A 17854-nucleotide genomic window follows, 5' to 3' on the forward strand; every position below is an offset into this window, starting at 1 on the left:
CTGGACGTGACGATCGCGACCGCGGGCACGCCGCGAGCGTTGATCGACGTCATCGCGGCCGGGGCCTCTCGCCGGGCGGCGAGCACGAACAGCATGCGGGAGGCGGTGTACATCCCGGAGTTCAGGCACGAGAGCACCGCGGTCAGGACGACGGCGTTCATGATGTCGTCGGCGTACGGGATGCCCATCGCCTTGAACGCGGAGACGTACGGCGACGCCGCCAGCTGATCGGAGTTCCACGGCAGGATCACGGCCAGCAGGAAGAGCGAGCCCACGAAGAACAGCGCGATCCGGGTGATCACCGAGTTCGCGGCCCGGGAGACCGCGCGTTCGGGGTCGTGGGACTCGGCGGCGGCGATGGTGGCGATCTCCGCACCGACCATCGAGAAGATGACAGTGACGACACCTGCGGTGATGGCGGCATTCCCCTGCGGCAGGAACCCACCGTGCGCGGTCAGGTTGCTGAAGTCGAGGTCGGCGCCCGGCCACAGCCCCAGCACGAACAGCGTGCCTGTTGCGAGGAACACGACGATCGCTGCGACCTTGATGCCGGCGAACCAGAACTCGAACTCGCCGAACGAGGACACCGAGACGAGGTTCGTGGCTGTCATCAGCACCATCAGGATCAGACTGAGCAGCCAGGTCGGCGCATCGGGCAGCCAGTAGTTGAGGACCTTGGCCCCCGCGACCGCCTCGAACCCGACGACGATGACCCAGAAGTACCAGTAGAGCCACGCCACCGAGAAGCCGGCCCAGTCGCCGAGCGCCGTGCGTGCGTAGTCCGAGAAGGACCCGGTCGACGGGTTCGCGACCGCCATCTCGGCAAGCATCCTCATCACCAGGATGATGAGGACCCCGCAGGCGGCGTACGTGATGAACGCGCCCGGTCCGGTCGCCTTGATGACGGCGCCCGACCCGACGAAGAGGCCGGCACCGATGACGCCGCCCATCGCGATCATCTGCAACTGACGCTGGCTGAGCGCCCGCTTCAGCTCAGGAGCATCGCCCGCCACGTCAGTGCGTCCTCACGATCGGAACGGGTGCATCGAGATACGACCTCATGTCGGAGCCTCCCCTACACCCACTGCCGCAGGAGGCGCGACGACCTGAGGCCCGAGCGCTCCCCCGACGGCCTGGCACGGTGCCACGGTCCGGGTGTTCAGAGGGATGACCCGTCAGCCGGGCTCGTCATTACGCGGATCCGAGGCATGAGTCGGACTACGGCCCGATGGCGATCCGCCTGGAGACCGGGTCCTCGGTCGGCGTCGCTCGGGACGTTGGTCACTCCCGCCGGTGAGCCTCGCGGAGGAGCCTTGAAGGTGCGAGCCAGGAGGAGGTCGAGATGTCGAGGCTGCAGACGAAGCTCGTCGAGCACCTTCATGATGCGCAGCGAGAGCCTGCGGTCGCGGATCCGCGCGGCATCCTCCCGGCTGCTGATCTGGCGGCGATCCGCACCGAGGGTCTGACCAAGGAGTTCGGCAAGCGGGTTGCCCTGGACCACGTCGACCTGCGGGTCCCGCAGGGTGTGGTGTTCGGCTACCTCGGCCCGAACGGGGCTGGGAAGAGCACCACGATCCGGTCGGTCGTGGGGCTGATCCGTGCGACGTCCGGGCTCGTCGAGGTCCTCGGGCACGACGTCGCCCGAGATCGCGACGCCGCGCAGCGGCTGATCGGCTACCTGCCCGGAGACTTCGTCGCGTACCCGGACCTGACCGCCGCCGAGTACCTCCACCACCTGACGTGTCTGCGAGGTGGCGCCGGGGCCTCTGCGATCCCCGTGCTGGCGGAGCGTCTGGATCTGCCGCTCGACCGCCGGTTCGGGTCGCTCTCCCACGGCAATCGGCAGAAGGTCGGGATCGTGCAGGCGTTCATGCACGAGCCGCCGCTGCTGGTCCTCGACGAGCCGAGCACAGGCCTCGACCCGCTCGGGCAGCGGGAGTTCCTGGCGATGGTGCGCGAGGCGCGCGATCAAGGTCGCACGGTCTTCCTGTCGTCCCACGTGCTGAGCGAGGTCGAGGCCGTCGCCGACGTCGTCGGAGTCCTGCGCGGCGGCCGCTTGATGTTCACCGACTCCCTCAGCAACCTGCAGCGGCAGGCGTTGCGCCGCATCGACCTGGTCTTCGGCAACGCTCCCCCGGTCGAGGCGCTGCGCCGCGCGCGCGGCGTCCACGAGGTGGTCGTGACAGCGTCGACGGCTCACGTCCGCGTCGAGGGGTCCACCGCCGAGCTGCTGCGCGCGGCCGCGCCGTACGGCGTGGAGAACGTGCGCACCCACGAAGCGGACCTCGGCGACCTGTTCCTCGGCTGGTACGGGGAAGGCGGCGAGTCGTGATGCTGTTGGCGAGTGTGTTCGGCAAAGGGGTGCGCGACCAGCGCTGGGCGCTGCTCGGCTGGGGTCTCGGCGTGGGCCTGCTCGTCCTGATCGAGGCCGCCGTCTGGCCCTCGATCCGCGACATGCCCAACTTCGACGAGCTCATGAAGAACTACCCGGAAGCCATGCGCAAGCTCTTCAACGTGCAGGAGATGACCACGGGAACGGGGTTCATGAACGCAGAGCTGTTCACGCTGATCCTGCCGATGGTCTTCATCTTCTTCGGCGTGAGCCGGGGCGCCCGGATGGTCGCCGGCGAGGAGGAGAGCGGCTACCTCGAGGCCGTCCTGGTCACGCCCGTCTCGAACCGGTCCGTCCTGCTCCAGAAGGCCGCTGCGCTGGCCACGGGCGTCCTTGCTCTCGGGGTGGTGCTGGCCCTCGTGCTGTTGTCGTGCTCGGCGATCTTCGACATGGGCATCGGGCTCGGTGAGACCCTGGTGGGTTGCTTGGCCATGATCCTGCTCGGGCTCGAGTTCGGCTGGCTGACCCTCGCCGTCGGAGCCGCCACCGGCCGGCGTGCCGTCGCCCTCGGCATCGGAGGCGCCGCCGCCGTCGCGGCGTACGTGCTCTACGCCCTGGGCCAGATCGTGGGCTCCGTCGGGGCGTACCAACCGCTCTCGCCGTTCCAGCAGGCGCTGCACAACGGCCCTCTCGGCGGTGGAGCGCCGCTGTCCATGATGTGGGTGGTGCTGGGCGCACTCGCCGTCGTCGCCGTCGCAGTGCCGGCCTTCGACCACCGCGACCTGCGCCTCCACTGAGCTCAGGGCGGCCCCGAGAACGGAGAGTCGTCACGCTGCTCCGGACGGGTCGGCGCCAGGTCTGGCACTCTTGGTCAGGCCGGACAGCGCCGCACACGGGTGGCGTACGTGCGAACGTCGGGGGTAGGCATGACCATCAACGCAGGACACGAAGATCCGCAGACCGGGACCGGCGGCGAAACGGTCCCTCCTGCTGCGCCGCCCCGCGGCCACGGTGCGGGGCCCGTCGACGGCTCGCAGGCCCCGCAGGCGGCGGCTCGCCTGCTGGAGGCGACCGCACGCGAGACCGAGCAGTGGCGCTCCGAGGCCAGGAGCGACGCGGACGCGATCCTGGCAGGCGCGCGCGAAGAGGCCGCCGAGCTCGTGCGGGCCGCCCGCGCGGAGGCCGAGAGCCTGGTGAGCTCCGCGCGGGAGGAGAGCGCGCACATGAAGGACGAGGCGCGCGTGGAGGCCTATCGCGTGCGGGAGGAGACGACAGCGGTGCGCAAGCGTCACGACGAGAACGTCGCTCGCCTCCAGCAGGTCGCGACCGAGCAGCGGGAGCGACTGCGGCACCACCTCACCGAGATGCTCGACCAGGTCGACTCCATCCCCGACGCGAGCGATCAGTAGCGCCGTCTCCGGTCGGTCGAGATCATCGGCGACGTCGACTCGAGAGATTGTGGGGATTACTCCATGGTCGCTCGCGGCGGGTCGAGTCGATGCTGGAGGCGTGCCGCTCCGCATCCTGGTCGTCGACGACAACCCTCACTTCCGGCGCACCGCCGTCGAGCTGCTCACGCTTCGAGGGTTCGAGGTCGTCGGTGAGGCGTCCGGCGGTCAGGAGGCTCTCGCTGCAGCGAGGCACGCGCAGCCGGACGCGGTCCTCCTCGACATCAACATGCCGGACCTGGACGGCTTCGCCGTCGCGAGATCGCTCACCAGAGAGCATCCGACCATCAGGATCGTGCTCACCTCCTCGGCCACCGAGCGTGTCCTCGCGGAGGACCTCGATGGCTCCGGTGCGACAGCGTTCGTCCCCAAGGCCGAGCTGGCGACATGCGACCTCACGAGGCTCTTCGACGTCCGCTGAACGACACCGCAGCTCCATGACACCGGCCGACGAGGCCGACCATGCTCAGCTCTGGGGACACTCATCGTCTTGGACCCCCGACTGTCGTGGCCACGAGCGGCTCATGTGGATAGCCTGTCGTCCGTGAAGGGGCAAGAGCCGCTTCGCGTCGTCATCGGCGAGGATCAGCCGATCGTTCGCGAAGGCATCGCCCAGGTGCTCGAGTCCGGCGGGTACGACGTCGTCGCGACTTCGGGCGACGCGCGCAGCCTCGTCGAGAAGGTCCGAGCCTATCGGCCCGACGTCGTCGTCACCGACATACAGATGCCGCCGGACAACACCGACGACGGGCTTCGGGCTGCTTTGCGCATCCGTCGCTTGCAGCCGGACGTCGGCGTTCTCGTGCTCTCCGCGTTCCTCGAGACGCGATATGCGCTCGAACTCGTCGCCCAGGGCGCTCAGGGCATCGGATACCTGCTCAAGGAGAAGGTCGGCGACCTCCGGCTCTTCACCGACGCAGTCCGACGCGTCGCCACCGGGGGCTCGGCGCTCGATCCGGACGTCGTCGCCGTGCTGATCGGTCAGCCGCATGCCGACAGCGCCCTCGACCTGCTCACACCCCGCGAGCTCGACGTGCTCGGCCTGATCGCGGAGGGCCGTTCCAACCTCGGCGTCGCCGAGGAGCTGGTCGTGAGCGTGGGCGCCGTCGAACGCCACGTGACCAGCATCTTCGAGAAGCTTGACCTGCCGCACACGCCCGAGAGCCACCGACGCGTGCTGGCTGTCCTCACCTACCTCCGGCTGAACGGCGGGCTGCCCCCGCAGTGAGGGTTCGGGGTAGCCCCACGTCGGGCGGGGTGAGCCCGACCCCAGGACTGCAGCCTCCCTCCTTGGTAACGCCACACGTCGGCGTGACGCTCGAGACATCCGCGACCGACGGGGGCCGCGCGAGTACCGAGGAGGCCGAGATGACCCGTGAAGGACTGCACTACCCCCAGCGGCGGGAGCTCGCCCGACGGGTGAGCAGCGGCCTGGTCGTCACCCTGTGGTGGGACGAGCAGAGCAGTGAGGTGGCCGTGTCGGTGAGCGATCGAGGACGGGGCGCGTTCCAGCTGATCGTCGACGGAAGGCATGCGCTCCACGCCTTCTACCACCCGTACGCCGTTGCTGCCGTGTGTCGCCACGAGGTGACGGAGGTGGCGGGGTGACATCCATGGTCTCCGCCACGCGACCGGCGCTGCGCCTCCAGCTCGTCGGCCCGCTTCGGCTCCTGTCCATGGAGACGGCGGAGCCCGTGCCGATCCCGAAGGGGCGCGCGACCACGCTCTTCGTCGTCCTTGCCGTCCACCGCGGCCAGCTGGTGGGGCTCGACGACATCGTCGCGGCCCTGTGGCCCTCGGGCGGCACGACCAATGCCCCTCAGATCGTCGCCTCACTGGTCAGCCGTCTCCGACGTCCTCTCGGGTCGTCACTGGAGCACCTCGACGGCGGCTATCGCCTCGACACCCGCGGATGGGAGGTGGACGTGGACGACGCCGAGCGTCTGGTCAGGTCGGCGGAGCGTGACCTCGCAGCAGCTGAGCCTGGACTGTCCCATGCCGCCGCGCGCCGCGCGATCGAGCTCCTCGGCGTCGGTCGGCCGCTCGAGGCCCACCGATCGCTGACGGTCGTCGACGACCTCGATCCGGTCATCGACGCCCTCCTCCGGCGGGCACGGGGCGTCGCATGGGCGAGCGCGCTGGCGTTGGGAGATGCCGAGTCCGCCCGCCGCGAGGCGGCCGAGGCGACGGCAGCGGACCCGCTCGACGAGGAAGCGCAGCGGGCGCTGATGCAGGCGCTCTGCGACCTCGGCGAGCGCAACGCCGCCCTTCACACGTACTCGCGGCTGCAGCGCATCCTCCGCCAGGATCTGGGGGCCGACCCCGACCCGCAGACCCAGAGCCTGCACCTGCGAATCCTCAGGGGCGAGGGGGGTCGGGCCTCCGACCGCGGCACCAGGCCGGACCGCTGCGGTCGACGATTCGAGGCCGTCGCGTCCTCCGCCGGCACCCAGGTCGTGGGGAGAGATGACGTCCTCGCGGAGTTCGCGGACGCGTGGCGCTCCGTGGTTCGCGGGGAATCGGCGGTGCTGACGCTCCTCGGTGGCGCCGGTTGCGGAAAGTCGGAGGCGCTCCGGGCGGGGGCGAACCACGTCACCGCGACGGGTGGCGTCGTCCTCGATGCGCACTGCTCGCGCTATGAGCGCGTCACGATGATGCAGCCGCTCGTCGCGGCGATCCGCCGCTTCTGTGCCGGCGAGCACCCGGACCGCGTCCGAGACCTTGCCCGCGGTCTGGAGCCGGCACTGGTCGAGCTGATTCCGGCCCTCGCCGACGTCCTGTCGCCTGCCGTCGCTCCACACCCTGCGCCGAGCTACGGCCACGCGGTCGAAGCGGTCCAGGTGTTCCTCCTGAACGTGGCGCGGCGCCAACCGCTCATGATCGCGGTCGACGACGCCCACGTCGCCGACGACGGCACGATCACCGTTCTGCACCGCCTGCGTGCGTCGAACGCCCCCCGCATGCTGCTCGCCGTGACCGCCCAGGACGGAGACGCTGATGCGCTGTCGGCAGCACTCGGAGCGACCTCACGTCGCCTGTTCCTCAAGCCGCTCACGGCCCACGACGTGGCCGAGCTGGCCCGCCGGTGGCGTGTCCCGGCGGCAGCGGGTGAGGTCTACGCCCTGACGGGCGGGGTGCCTGGCCTCGTCGTCGAGACACTCCGAGCCGTCGCGGGCGGCGCCGATCCCGATCACCTCGTCCCGCCTCTTCCGATCCTGAGGGACGCCGCCCTGGAGCACCTGCGCGCGGCGGGTGACGCCGCTGTCCGCCTGCTGGCACTCGTCGCGGTGTTCGGCCGGAGGTTCCGGTTCGAGGACCTGGTTCGCCTGGGATTCCCGCTGCCCGACGCCGTGGCAGCGACGCAGCGCGCCCTGCGGCTCGGACTGCTCCTCGTGGATGGCGACGCGTTGGTGTTCGCCAGTGGCCTGGTCCATGCCGCTGCGCTCGCGAGCGTCCCCGAGCCGATCCGCCGGAACGTCGAACGGTGCCTCCCGGTCGCGGTCGATCGTTCGGCGCCCTCTGCTGTGGTCGATCTGCGTCGCGGTCGCGGGAGGTCGCCGATCGACGGTCTGGACCCCGCGTCCTGAGGCTGCCCGGTCAGGGCAGAGGCCCCTCTCCCCCGACCCTGAGCATGAGGATCGTCAGCTGGGCGTCGTTCTCGACGACCTCGTAGACGTGCGGGACGTCCGCGGCGTACTCGGCGAAGTCGCCTGGGTGGAGCTCGACGGGTGCTGTCACCGGGCCGACACGGACGACGCCGCGGTGCACGTGAGCGAGCTCCCGTACGCCGACGGGATGGGCCCCGGAGACCTGGTGCAGACCAGACGGCATCGGGACCGAGTGCAGCTCGCCGGCAAGGCTGGCCGTCTCGAACCGGGCCAGGATCGTGCCCGAGATGGAGCCGCCCTCGATGACCGGTCCCTCGCCTGCCCGCTGGATCCGCACTGCCGCACTCGGAACGGTCGCGTCCATCGGAGCGCTGGTCGAAGGGGGACGAACGTGGGGGCGGGCGCGGGGGTGATCCTCGTCGACGACGAGGGGCAGCTCGGCGTGCAGCGCTGTCCCCTCGCCGGGCGGACTGGTCACGACCAGCAGCCCACCGAGGGCAGTCACGCGGGCCGCCAAACCCCCCAACCCGGACCCGCTCGGCGCGTTCAGCGTCACCCCTCCGATCCCGTCGTCGACGATGTCGATGACGAGGACCGAGTCACGTGCAGCGACATGCACCCCGATCCCTGACGCACGAGCGTGCTTGACCGCGTTCGTGATCGCCTCCGACACGAAGAAGTAGGCCGACGACTCGACGATTCCCGCCAGTCGTCCCTCGACGTCGCAGTCGAGCCGCACGGGAATCGTCACGCGGCGGGCGAGCTCCTCGAGCGCGCTCGTCAGGCCGCGGTTGACGAGGAGAGCCGGGTGGATTCCCGCTGCCAGCTCTCGCAGCTCCGCAAGACCTTCGCGCGCCTCGGAGAGAGCACCCTCGATGTGTTCGCGCGCTGCGGCGGGGTCGTCACCGTCCATGCTGGAGAGCCCCAGCTGCAGCTTGATCACGCAGTTGACGAACCGTTGCTGCGCACCGTCGTGCAGGTCGCGCGTCATCTTCCGCGTCGCCGCGTCGGCGCTGGCGATGAACTGTCTGCCGGCGCGTCCCATCTCGACCGCGCGAGCTTCTGCGGAGTCGCGGTCGCGGAGCGCCACCGCCAACTGCTGCTCGTCTACATCCACGACGATCTCACTTCTCCATCGCCCGACATCGAGCACTGCAGCCCGGCCGGGTGGCTGCTCGCCGGCGCGTCACCGACTGGATTCGAGTCGTCACGATCGTCTCGCTGCGTGAGCCTGCGGGCAAGGGCAGGCGGCCATCGACGACCCCACCTCACCGGTAGACCCCTCGTACCTGTGCGCTGAGCCGCGTCAGCCCCAGAAGGGCGTCGAGGAACGGTGTGGCCGTGCTCGTGAGCACTGCCAGCTCCTTCGCCGCACCCAGGAGAACGTCCAGCTCCAGTGGTCGACCCGCCTCGGCATCGCGAAGCATCGACGTCTTGAACGCGCCGAGCTTGCGGGTCACGTCGTTCCGGTCGCGCCCGGACTGCTCGATCGGGCACCCGAGGCGGGAGCCGATCTCCGCGGCCTCACCCATCACCGCCAGGCAGAAGTCCTCGACCAGAGGGTCGTCCAGGATCCGGTCACAGGTCGCGCCCGTGAGCACCGACACCGGGTTCATCGTCAGGTTGCCCCAGAGCTTGTACCAGATGTCTGCGTGGATCGAGGTCGACGTCGCGACCTCGAACCCGGACGTGGCAAGCACGTCTGCCAACAGGCGCAGTCGCTCGGATGTCGCCCCGCGCGGCTCCCCGACGATCAGGCGGTCGCCGACGCCGTGCTCGACGAGTCCTGGCTCGCTGACGCTGCAGGTCGCATGCACGACGCATCCGATCACGTGCTCCGTGGGCACTGCCGACGCGATGACACCGTCCGGGTCGACCGAGGCAAGTCGTGTCCCGGCCAGGGGCCCCCCGAAGTCGTCGAGGAACCACCACGGCACGCCGTTCATCGGAGTCATGACCACCGTGTCAGGCCCGAGAAGCGGAGCGACGGCCGCCGACGCCTCCCGCACGGAGGGCCCCTTGACCGCGAGCACGACCAGATCCTGCTCACCGAGGATGCCGCTCTGCCCAGGCGCGGCGACGGCACCCACGGGCGCCTGGTGCAGCCTTCCGTCCGTGCGAAGGCGCCATCCGTGCTCCTCGAGCGCCTCGCGCGTCGCTCCCCGCGCGACCGCCGTCGTGGTGCAGCCGGCGAGAGCGAGGCGCGTCCCGAGGAAGCCCCCTACCGCTCCGGCCCCGACGACACAGACCTTCATAGCCGGCCACGCTACGCCGATCTGAGGCCTGCGGCGCCAGACGCCGTTCGGCCGATCGCCGTATGCAACTTCCGTGCAATCGGGCGGGCGATCCTCGACGTTCCGTTTGACCGAACGCCTCCAGAAGGGACCGCGAAGATGAGCACATCGGAGATGTGCCTGCCAGCCCGATACCTCGATCCACGACGTGACCCACGCAGGGACAGGCGCCGACTGGCGTTGTACGCCGGCGGCCTGATCGTGTTCTACGTCGCCGCCGTGGCGGCGTTCCATCCGGCGCTCGGAGACGAGGACGCCCTCGCGAGCGGCCTGTTCCTCGGCGTCATGCTCGCCCCGACCGTCGGGGCGCTGCTCGCCTACTTCTTCGGGCCGGGCGTGATCCAGATGGGAAGGCCGTCCCGATGGATCCTGGCCGGCTTCGCTCCCACGCTCGTGGTGTTCCTGGCGACCGTGCTGGCCTCGGCCACGGGCCTGGTCGACCTGCATCCGGACAAGTTGCTCGCCGTCGCCGTGGCCCTCGTGCCGCTGTCGCTCTACGGCTCGATCTTCGGCCTCGGGGAGGAGATCGGCTGGCGTGGCTTCATGTGGCCCCTGCTGCGCGGTCGGTACACCTTCCTCAAGAGCTCCGCGATCACGTTCGTCGTCTGGTGGGCCTACCACGCGCCGCTGGTCATGCTCGGCTGGTACGGATTCGGATGGGGTCTCCCCGCTTTCACGGTGGGCCTCGTGGGGCTCGTCCTGTTCGCCGGCGTCGTCACCGACCGCTCGCGTTCCGTATGGCCCAGCACCGTGGCGCACGGATCGTGGAACGCCTTCGTCGCCAGCTACTTCAGCACGAACGGGGAGATCCACGACGGTCTCTTCTCGGGCAGCCGAGTGCTGCTCGGCGAGTTCGGGTGGCTGGCCACCGGAAGCATGTTCCTGCTGGGCATCGTCGCCACCTGGTGGCACTTCCGCCAGCCCGAGAACCGTCGGCCGACCCGCTGACCAGCGGCCCCGCCGCACCGTCGGCCGCGGGCGCCCGCGGGTGACCGCCCTGGGTCGCCCGCGGGCGCGCGCTGGGCCGCGTCGGGCTCCGGCTCCCCTGCCTTCACGGCCCCTCGATGCGACGTGCAAGCGCTCTGCAATCGCAGGCGCAACCCTCGGCCCCACGCAGTGACCGGACGCCTTCAGCGGGAAGGCGCGCACCGTAGAGAGTCGGCGGAGCCGGCAGGAGTCACGATGAGCCACGCGAGTATCCCCAGCAAGCCGACGCCCAAGCCCGTCTCGCCACATTCGTCAGGCGCCGCCCGACCGAGTGTCCCGGGCGCCCCCGGCTCCGCGCCGCACGAAGACGGCCTCGTCAACGCCCACCCCCGTCGATAGTCGATGCCTGCAGCCCGAAGCTGCCCGCGCTGCAACACGCGTGCAACGGGCTGCGGCAGGTTCTCCGGCTATGACACTCATCGACCTGACCGCCAGCACGGATCACTCATCGAACATCGGCCTGGGCGCGCTCACCGCAAGCGGAGTCTCCGTCTGGCTCGACGACCTCTCACGGCGACGCCTGCGCAGCGGGGACCTCGCCGGGCGGATCACCGACATGCACGTCTCAGGGGTGACGTCCAACCCGACGATCCTCGCCGCCGCCGTGGCTGAGATCGGCGACTACGCCGACCAGCTGGCTGACCTCGGCTCGCGCGCAGTGCCCGCCGAGGAGGCATTCCGTCTGCTCACGGCGTACGACGTGCGTGCCGCGTGCGACCTGCTCCGGCCGGTCCACGAGGCGACGCGAGGCGCAGATGGCTGGGTGTCGGTGGAAGTGGATCCGCGGCTTGCTCAGCAACCCCGGGCGACCGCGGCCGAGGCGAGGGCCTGGGCATGGCTGATCGACCGGCCGAACCTCATGGTGAAGATCCCGGCGACGAAGGCCAGCCTTCCTGCCATCGCCGCCACGATCGCAGAGGGCATCAGCGTCAACGTCACCCTGATCTTCGGCGAGACTCGGTACGGCGAGGTGCTCGACGCCTACGCGGACGGGCTCGAGCGAGCGCGAAGCGACGGGTACGACCTCTCCCGGATCCACTCGGTCGCGTCGTTCTTCGTCAGCCGGATCGACACCGAGGTCGACCGCCGGCTCGACCGGCTCGGCTCCACCACGGCAACCGCCCTGCGGAGCCAGGCGGCGATCGCCAGCGCCCGCCTGGCCCACCGCCGGTTCACCACGACGATCGACACCGAACGCTGGCAGGGGCTGGCAGACGCCGGGGCCAACGAGCAGCGGCTGCTGTGGGCCTCGACATCGGTCAAGGACCCGACGTTGCCGGACACCAGGTATGTCACGGAGCTCGTCGCGCCGGGCGTCATCAGCACCATGCCGTCGACGACCCTGGAAGCCTTCGCCGACCATGGTCACGTCCGTGGGAGGACCCTCCTGGACGGACCCGACGAGGCGATCGCGGTCGTTGACGGGCTTGCTGCTCTCGGCATCGACATGGAGGACGTCGCTCGCGTCCTCGAGGAACGCGGCGTCGCGCTCTTCGCGACGTCCTTCGCCAGCGCCCTGGACACCGTCGGGCGCGCCCTGCGCCAGCAACACGCCTGACACGCGGTCACCGACTGGCACCCGCTTCCGATCAGCTTGTGGCCCGGGCCTGGACTCCCCTCGGATTCCTGTGTGCGGGCCACAAGTTCTGGCGCGCTCTTCGTCCTTCCGCACGACGCGCACGCCCGTGCGAGTACCTACGGTCTGAGCACCACCACGACCCCCAGCGGAAGCGGAATGCCGGATGACCTCACTCTCCCTCGCCAAGGCCGCCGTCCACGACGGCCCCTCCATCTTCGGTTCGTCGGGTGAGCCGAGCGATGCCCACGAGCGCGTCGTCTTCCGTCACGACCACGCGACCGGGCTGAAGGCGATCGTCGCGATCCACAGCACCGTTCTGGGGCGCGCGCTCGGGGGCACCCGCTTCTACCCGTACGGAGACGAGCACGAAGCCCTCGCGGACGTCCTCCGCCTGTCCCGTGGCATGACCTACAAGGCAGCGGCCGCCGGGCTGCCGTACGGCGGCGGCAAGGCTGTCATCATCGGGGATCCTGCGACGACGAAGACACCCGAGCTCCTCCAGGCGTACGGCAGCCTCGTCGAGAGCCTCGGGGGCGACTACGTCACCGGCGGGGACGTCGGGACGACCGCGGACGACCTCGACATCATCGGTACGACGACCAGCTACGTCGCCACCCGGACGGCGGCCGCCGGCGGCACGGGCGACACCGCACCGCTGACGGCACTCGGTGTGTTGCACTCGATGCGCGCCGCGGCGATGCACGCCTGGGGGGAACCCTCCTTGAGCGGACGGCGGGTGGGTGTCGAGGGCCTGGGGAAGGTCGGCCGTCGTCTGGTCGGACTGCTCCTGGACGAGGGGGCGACCGTCATCGGTTGCGATCCGTCCCCGGAGGCCCGTGCCCTCGCCCGAGGTCTGCACCCGAAGCTGGCGCTGGCCGAGCGCGTCATCGACGAGGAGGTCGACATCTACGGACCGTGCGCGATGGGCGGCACCGTGACCTCGGCGTCCGCCGAGGTCATCCGAGCGCGGATCGTCTGCGGCGCAGCCAACAACCAGCTGCTCGACGCGCCCGCCGGCGACGTACTCCAGAGCCGCGGGATCATCTGGGTCCCTGACTATGTCGCCAACGCCGGCGGCCTCGTCCAGGGTGTGGGTGAGCTCGAGGGACGGCCGACCGACGACGTCCAGCGAGACGTGGAGGCGATCTTCGACACCGTCGACCAGATCCTGCGGGTGTCCAGCGATCAGTCGATCACACCTGGATCGGCGGCCGACCGGGTCGTCCGTGCTCGCATCGCCGCTGCGACCTCCTCGGCTGATCGCCCGTGAGGGCGCGGCTCAGCGGCATCCAGGCACTTGCCCGCCTACCGATCGACCAGTCGCGCCGTGATCGACAGGCCGGCCGCAGAGCAGGCACCTACATCAGCGGATACGAGGGCTCGCCGCTTGCCGGCTACGACCTGGAGCTCATGCGACAGCGCTCCCTGCTGGACGATCACCAGATCATCTTCGAACCCGGGCTCAACGAGGAGGCCGCGGCGATGGCGGTCCAGGGGAGCCAGCTGATCGAGTCCCTGCCGAAGCGCGTCGATGGAGTGGCGGGCTTCTGGTACGGCAAGGCACCCGGCCTGGACCGCGCCTCCGACGCTCTCAGGCACGCCAACCTCATGGGCACCCACCCGCAGGGCGGTGTCGTCGCATTCGTGGGTGACGACCCGGCAGCGAAGTCATCCACCGTTCCCTGCGCCTCCGAGCTCAGTCTCGCCGATCTCGGGATGCCCACGTTCTACCCTGCGGACCCCGGCGACATCCTGACGCTCGGACGCCACGCTGTTGCGATGTCACGTGCCTGCGGCCTGTGGACGGCTCTGAAGATCGTCACATCGGTCGCCGATGGCACCGCCTCCGTCGACCTCGACGCCGATGACTTCGACCCCGTCCTGCCGGCTGGTGCCGGCAAGCACCGACCCACAGCAGAGCTCCTTCAACCCACCCTCGGCGTCCTCGAGCGTGACTTGATGACCACCCGTCTGCGACTCGCGAGGGAGTACGCACGACTGAACTCGGTGAACAAGGTCCTCGGCGGGCACGCCGACACCGTCGGCATCGTCGCCGCGGGCAAGACGTATCTCGACGTCCAAGAGGCGCTGGCGAAGCTCGGCCTCGACGAAGACGGCCAGCGGGACGCAGGGATCCGGATCCTCAGGCTCGGACTGATCTGGCCACTCGATCCGGAGGAGATCCGCGCCTTCGCAGACGGCCTCGAGGAGGTGATCGTCGTCGAGGAGAAGCGCTCGTTCGTCGAGAGCGCCGTCCGGGAGGCGCTCTACGCCACCACTCCCCTGCCGCTCGTCACCGGGAAGACCGATGTCGACGAGACGGCCCTCCTGCCGTCGTACGGAGAGCTGGACGCCGACTCGATCGCGGTCGCTCTTGCGAAGCGCCTCGCCCACCGTGACCTCCCGACCGTCCACGAGTGGCAGCAGCGACGGGCCGAGGCGATGACGCGCGAGAGGCGACAGCTGCCGCTGCTTCAGAGAACCCCCTATTTCTGCTCAGGCTGCCCGCACAACGTCTCGACCCGGTCGCACACGGACGCGATCGTCGGGGCCGGTATCGGCTGTCACGGGATGGTGCTGATGATGGACCGCGACCGGGTGGGGCAGGTGACCGGACTGACCCAGATGGGTGGCGAAGGCACTCAGTGGCTCGGCATGGCCCCGTTCGTCGAACCTGGCCACCTGGTGCAGAACCTCGGCGATGGCACGTTCCACCACTCGGGGAGCCTCGCGATCAGGGCGGCGGTCGCATCTGGCAGGAACGTGACCTACCGCGTCCTCTACAACTCGGCAGTGGCGATGACGGGCGGACAAGAGGCGGTCGGCAAGATGACCGTGGCCAGGATGGTGGACAGCCTCAAGGCCGAAGGCGTCTCCCGGATCATCGTCACCACCGACAACGTCGGTGCCTTGCGAAGGACGCGACTGCCACGGGACGTCAAGGTGTGGCCACGCTCGCGCCTCGCCGAGGCGGAGCAGCTGCTGTCGTCGACGCCCGGGACCACCGTCCTGATCCACGAGCAGGAGTGCGCGACGGAGCTGAGGCGCAAGCGCAAGCGTGGGATCACGCGTGCGCCTCGCGAGCGCGTCGCCATCAACCAGCGGATCTGCGAGGGGTGCGGAGACTGCGGATCGAAGTCCAACTGCCTGTCGGTGCACCCTGTCGAGACGGAGTTCGGCCGCAAGACCGAGATCCACCAGAGCTCCTGCAACACCGACTTCACCTGCCTCACCGGAGACTGCCCCGCGTTCGTCACGGTGAGACCCCGGCGAGGGTCCCAGCGGCCCCCGGTGAGCCGCGACCTCGACGCCGACGCGTTCGACGAACCCGCCCGCGCGGGCACCGCCCGCGACCAGGCCATCCGGCTCATGGGGATCGGTGGCACCGGGATCGTCACCACGTCTCAGGTGCTCGCGACCGCCGCCGTGCTCACAGGTCGGTACGTGCGCACGCTCGACCAGACCGGTCTCGCCCAGAAGGGCGGTGCCGTCGTCTCGGACGTGAAGATCTCGACTCGGCCCATCGCCGCGAGCAACAAGATCGGGGAGTCCGAGTGCGACCTCTACGTGGGGTATGACCTCCTGGTGGCCGCGGACAGCCGCAACCTGCAGGTCGTCTCACCTGCTGCGACGGCGATCGTCTCGACCTCGATCGTGCCGACCGGCCGCATGGTCAGCGATCCGTCTGTGCGGTTTCCGGACGTCGCCGAGACCGCGAGGCGGATCGGCAGCGAGGTCGAGGCGGAGGGTCGGCTCATCGCCATCGACGTCCGGTGCTACGCGGAGGCCCTCTTCGGCGCGGAGCAGTTCGCCAACATGTTCCTCGTCGGCGTCGCCCACCAATCGGGAGCCCTCGATCTGCCGGCACAGGTGATCGAAGAGGCGGTCAGGCTCAACGGCGTGGCCGTCGACCAGAACATCCAGGCCTTCCGCCGCGGTCGCCAGTACGTCTCCGCACGCGACGAGCTCGAAGCTCTGGTGAAGGAGCTCACGGCCGCACCGTCCACCCGCGACGTCATGCCCTCGAGCGTCGTCCGAGCCGCCCCGGGCTCCGAGCTCGAACGCGTGGTGTCTCTCCGGCGCGACGAGCTGGTCAGGTATCAGGACCAACGCTACGCACGCCGATACGAGCTGCTCGTCGAGGACGTCAGGCGGGCGGAGCACGACGTCGACGCCGGATCGACCAGACTGACCGAGGCGGTCGCCAGGAACGCTTTCAAGCTCATGGCCTACAAGGACGAGTACGAGGTGGCCCGCCTCGCTCGCGACGCGTACTCCAGGGACGAGGTCGAGCGGCAGTTCGGCGCCGGCGCCCAGGTGAGATGGCAGCTGCATCCTCCTGCTCTCCGGGCACTCGGTGTGAAGCGCAAGGTCGGCGTCGGCCGATGGTTCGTCCCTGCCTTCGCGGCACTGCAGGCGATGCGGCGTGTGCGTGGGACACCGCTCGACCCGTTCGGTTACGCGAGAGTCCGCAAGGTCGAGCGGCGCCTCGTCTCGGAGTACGCGGAGACGCTCGCGCGGTGCCTCGAGCGCCTGGACGTCGACACCTACGAGACCGTCCGTCAGATCGCCGAGCTGCCCGACGTGGTCCGCGGATACGAAGCGGTGAAACTCGCGTCGGTGAATGCCTACGACCGTCGCCGCCTCGAGCTCCTCGCCGAGATCGGACTCGGCGACGCGGCCGCCCCTGAGCGTGAGCGCGACGGATCGATCAGCCCGGCCCCGCCGGCAGGAGACACGACGAGACGCCAGGAGGCGAAGTGAAGGTCTACATCTCGGTGGACATGGAGGGGATCGGCGGCGTCGCGACGCTCGACCAGACCGTGCGCGGAGGCCACGGCTACCCGCGCGCCCAGCAGCTGATGACACAAGAGACGAACGCCGCCATCGACGGGGCGTTCGCCGGCGGGGCGACCGACGTCCTCGTCAGCGACAGCCACGGAACGATGGACAACCTGATCCACGAACAGCTCGACCCCCGCGCCCGACTGATCTTCGGGACGCCGCGTGGCTTCTGCATGGCCGAGGGTCTGACGGACGACTTCGATCTCGCCCTGTTCGTCGGCTACCACGCGCCCGCCGGTGCGGTCGGGGTCCTGGCACACACCTTCTCGTCCCACTTCACGGCAGTCAGGGTGAACGGGCACGATGCCTCGGAAGCGTCCGTGAACGCTCTGTTCGCCGCCACCCGAGGCGTCCCTGTCGGCCTGGTCACCGGTGACGACGTCATCTGCGCACTGGCCGAGGCCTCGCTCCCCGGCGTGAGCACCGTCGCTGTGAAGCGGTCCATCGGCTTCTCCTCCGCCGAGAGCATGCCCCCCTCGTTGGCATGCGAGGCGGTCCGAGCCGGGGCTCGATCCGCCGTCGAGAGGTCGGACCCGCGCAAGCTGCTCAGCATCCCGAGTCGCCTGCACGTGGAGTTCGAGATGCCGAACGCCACGGCGGCCGAGCTCGCGAGCGGCATTCCAGGCGTGGTGCGCTCGGGTGACCGGACCGTGGGCCGCGAGGTCGACTCCGCCGACGAGCTCTTGGGGCTCGTCACCGTCGCCTACAGCCTGGCGCACCTGGGCGTCGTCACCCGTCTCGGGCTCCTCGAGCGGCGATAG

Annotated in this window: 15 protein-coding genes; 12 read left to right on the forward strand and 3 right to left on the reverse strand. The window is 69.8% G+C overall.

What is annotated here, in order from left to right; all coding sequences use genetic code 11:
- The coding region (locus ABD205_RS20185) for an amino acid permease (RefSeq protein WP_344048003.1) at nucleotides 1-1013 on the reverse strand (1013 nt) is incomplete at its 3' end.
- Between the two features lie 329 nt (nucleotides 1014-1342).
- Here ABD205_RS20185 and ABD205_RS20190 point away from each other — a divergent pair.
- From ABD205_RS20190 to ABD205_RS20220, 7 genes are all read left to right on the forward strand, one after another.
- A complete protein-coding gene (locus ABD205_RS20190) occupies nucleotides 1343-2332 on the forward strand; it encodes an ABC transporter ATP-binding protein (protein ID WP_344048005.1) in 990 nt (329 codons plus the stop codon).
- Entirely contained in the window at nucleotides 2332-3129 is a 798-nt protein-coding gene (locus tag ABD205_RS20195; protein WP_344048217.1) for an ABC transporter permease subunit, read from the forward strand. Before ABD205_RS20190 ends, ABD205_RS20195 begins: the two co-directional genes overlap by 1 nt.
- A gap of 129 nt (nucleotides 3130-3258) precedes the next feature.
- Nucleotides 3259-3741, forward strand: coding sequence for a hypothetical protein (locus tag ABD205_RS20200; RefSeq protein ID WP_344048007.1), 483 nt, complete (start codon nucleotides 3259-3261; stop codon nucleotides 3739-3741).
- Nucleotides 3742-3841: 100 nt separating this feature from the next.
- Nucleotides 3842-4201 carry a response regulator gene (locus ABD205_RS20205; protein ID WP_344048009.1) on the forward strand — a complete coding sequence of 120 codons (360 nt, stop codon included), beginning with the start codon at nucleotides 3842-3844 and terminating at the stop codon, nucleotides 4199-4201.
- Between the two features lie 123 nt (nucleotides 4202-4324).
- On the forward strand, nucleotides 4325-5008 hold the full coding sequence (locus tag ABD205_RS20210) for a response regulator transcription factor (RefSeq protein ID WP_344048010.1): 684 nt from the start codon (nucleotides 4325-4327) through the stop codon (nucleotides 5006-5008).
- Nucleotides 5009-5148: 140 nt separating this feature from the next.
- The gene (locus ABD205_RS20215) at nucleotides 5149-5388 is read left to right on the forward strand and encodes a hypothetical protein (protein WP_344048012.1); all 240 of its coding nucleotides are present in this window, start codon (nucleotides 5149-5151) and stop codon (nucleotides 5386-5388) included.
- 5 nt (nucleotides 5389-5393) lie between these two features.
- A complete protein-coding gene (locus ABD205_RS20220; RefSeq protein ID WP_344048219.1) occupies nucleotides 5394-7367 on the forward strand; it encodes an ATP-binding protein in 1974 nt (657 codons plus the stop codon).
- A gap of 10 nt (nucleotides 7368-7377) precedes the next feature.
- Here ABD205_RS20220 and ABD205_RS20225 read toward each other — a convergent pair whose 3' ends face one another.
- Nucleotides 7378-8505, reverse strand: a complete 1128-nt coding sequence (locus ABD205_RS20225) for a sensor histidine kinase (protein ID WP_344048014.1) — start codon at nucleotides 8503-8505, stop codon at nucleotides 7378-7380.
- A 151-nt stretch (nucleotides 8506-8656) separates the two neighbouring features.
- A complete protein-coding gene (locus ABD205_RS20230; RefSeq protein ID WP_344048016.1) occupies nucleotides 8657-9643 on the reverse strand; it encodes a 2-dehydropantoate 2-reductase in 987 nt (328 codons plus the stop codon).
- A 138-nt stretch (nucleotides 9644-9781) separates the two neighbouring features.
- On the opposite strand from ABD205_RS20230, the gene ABD205_RS20235 reads away from it, so the two are divergent.
- From ABD205_RS20235 to ABD205_RS20255, 5 genes are all read left to right on the forward strand, one after another.
- Nucleotides 9782-10630 (forward strand): CPBP family intramembrane glutamic endopeptidase, encoded by an 849-nt coding sequence (locus ABD205_RS20235; RefSeq protein ID WP_344048018.1) that lies wholly within the window; start codon nucleotides 9782-9784, stop codon nucleotides 10628-10630.
- A 448-nt stretch (nucleotides 10631-11078) separates the two neighbouring features.
- Nucleotides 11079-12227, forward strand: coding sequence for a transaldolase (gene tal / locus ABD205_RS20240; protein WP_344048020.1), 1149 nt, complete (start codon nucleotides 11079-11081; stop codon nucleotides 12225-12227).
- A gap of 184 nt (nucleotides 12228-12411) precedes the next feature.
- Complete coding sequence (locus ABD205_RS20245) at nucleotides 12412-13518, forward strand: Glu/Leu/Phe/Val family dehydrogenase (RefSeq protein ID WP_344048022.1); 1107 nt, start codon at nucleotides 12412-12414, stop codon at nucleotides 13516-13518.
- Nucleotides 13515-17012 (forward strand): indolepyruvate ferredoxin oxidoreductase family protein, encoded by a 3498-nt coding sequence (locus tag ABD205_RS20250; protein WP_344048024.1) that lies wholly within the window; start codon nucleotides 13515-13517, stop codon nucleotides 17010-17012. The genes ABD205_RS20245 and ABD205_RS20250 overlap by 4 nt, the downstream gene beginning before the upstream one ends.
- Nucleotides 17009-17854, forward strand: coding sequence for a M55 family metallopeptidase (locus tag ABD205_RS20255; protein ID WP_344048025.1), 846 nt, complete (start codon nucleotides 17009-17011; stop codon nucleotides 17852-17854). Before ABD205_RS20250 ends, ABD205_RS20255 begins: the two co-directional genes overlap by 4 nt.

Source organism: Nocardioides panacihumi, assembly GCF_039530925.1.
Classification (GTDB): domain Bacteria; phylum Actinomycetota; class Actinomycetes; order Propionibacteriales; family Nocardioidaceae; genus Nocardioides; species Nocardioides panacihumi.

Excerpts from the sequence above, each read along its gene's own strand:
- ABD205_RS20190 (WP_344048005.1), top strand. The coding sequence starts at position 1,343 with ATGTCGAGGCTGCAGACGAAGCTCGTCGAGCACCTTCATGATGCGCAG.
- ABD205_RS20195 (WP_344048217.1), top strand. The coding sequence starts at position 2,332 with ATGCTGTTGGCGAGTGTGTTCGGCAAAGGGGTGCGCGACCAGCGCTGG.
- ABD205_RS20200 (WP_344048007.1), top strand. The coding sequence starts at position 3,259 with ATGACCATCAACGCAGGACACGAAGATCCGCAGACCGGGACCGGCGGC.
- ABD205_RS20215 (WP_344048012.1), top strand. The coding sequence starts at position 5,149 with ATGACCCGTGAAGGACTGCACTACCCCCAGCGGCGGGAGCTCGCCCGA.
- ABD205_RS20220 (WP_344048219.1), top strand. The coding sequence starts at position 5,394 with ATGGTCTCCGCCACGCGACCGGCGCTGCGCCTCCAGCTCGTCGGCCCG.
- ABD205_RS20230 (WP_344048016.1), bottom strand. The coding sequence starts at position 9,643 with ATGAAGGTCTGTGTCGTCGGGGCCGGAGCGGTAGGGGGCTTCCTCGGG.
- ABD205_RS20235 (WP_344048018.1), top strand. The coding sequence starts at position 9,782 with ATGAGCACATCGGAGATGTGCCTGCCAGCCCGATACCTCGATCCACGA.
- tal (WP_344048020.1), top strand. The coding sequence starts at position 11,079 with ATGACACTCATCGACCTGACCGCCAGCACGGATCACTCATCGAACATC.
- ABD205_RS20245 (WP_344048022.1), top strand. The coding sequence starts at position 12,412 with ATGACCTCACTCTCCCTCGCCAAGGCCGCCGTCCACGACGGCCCCTCC.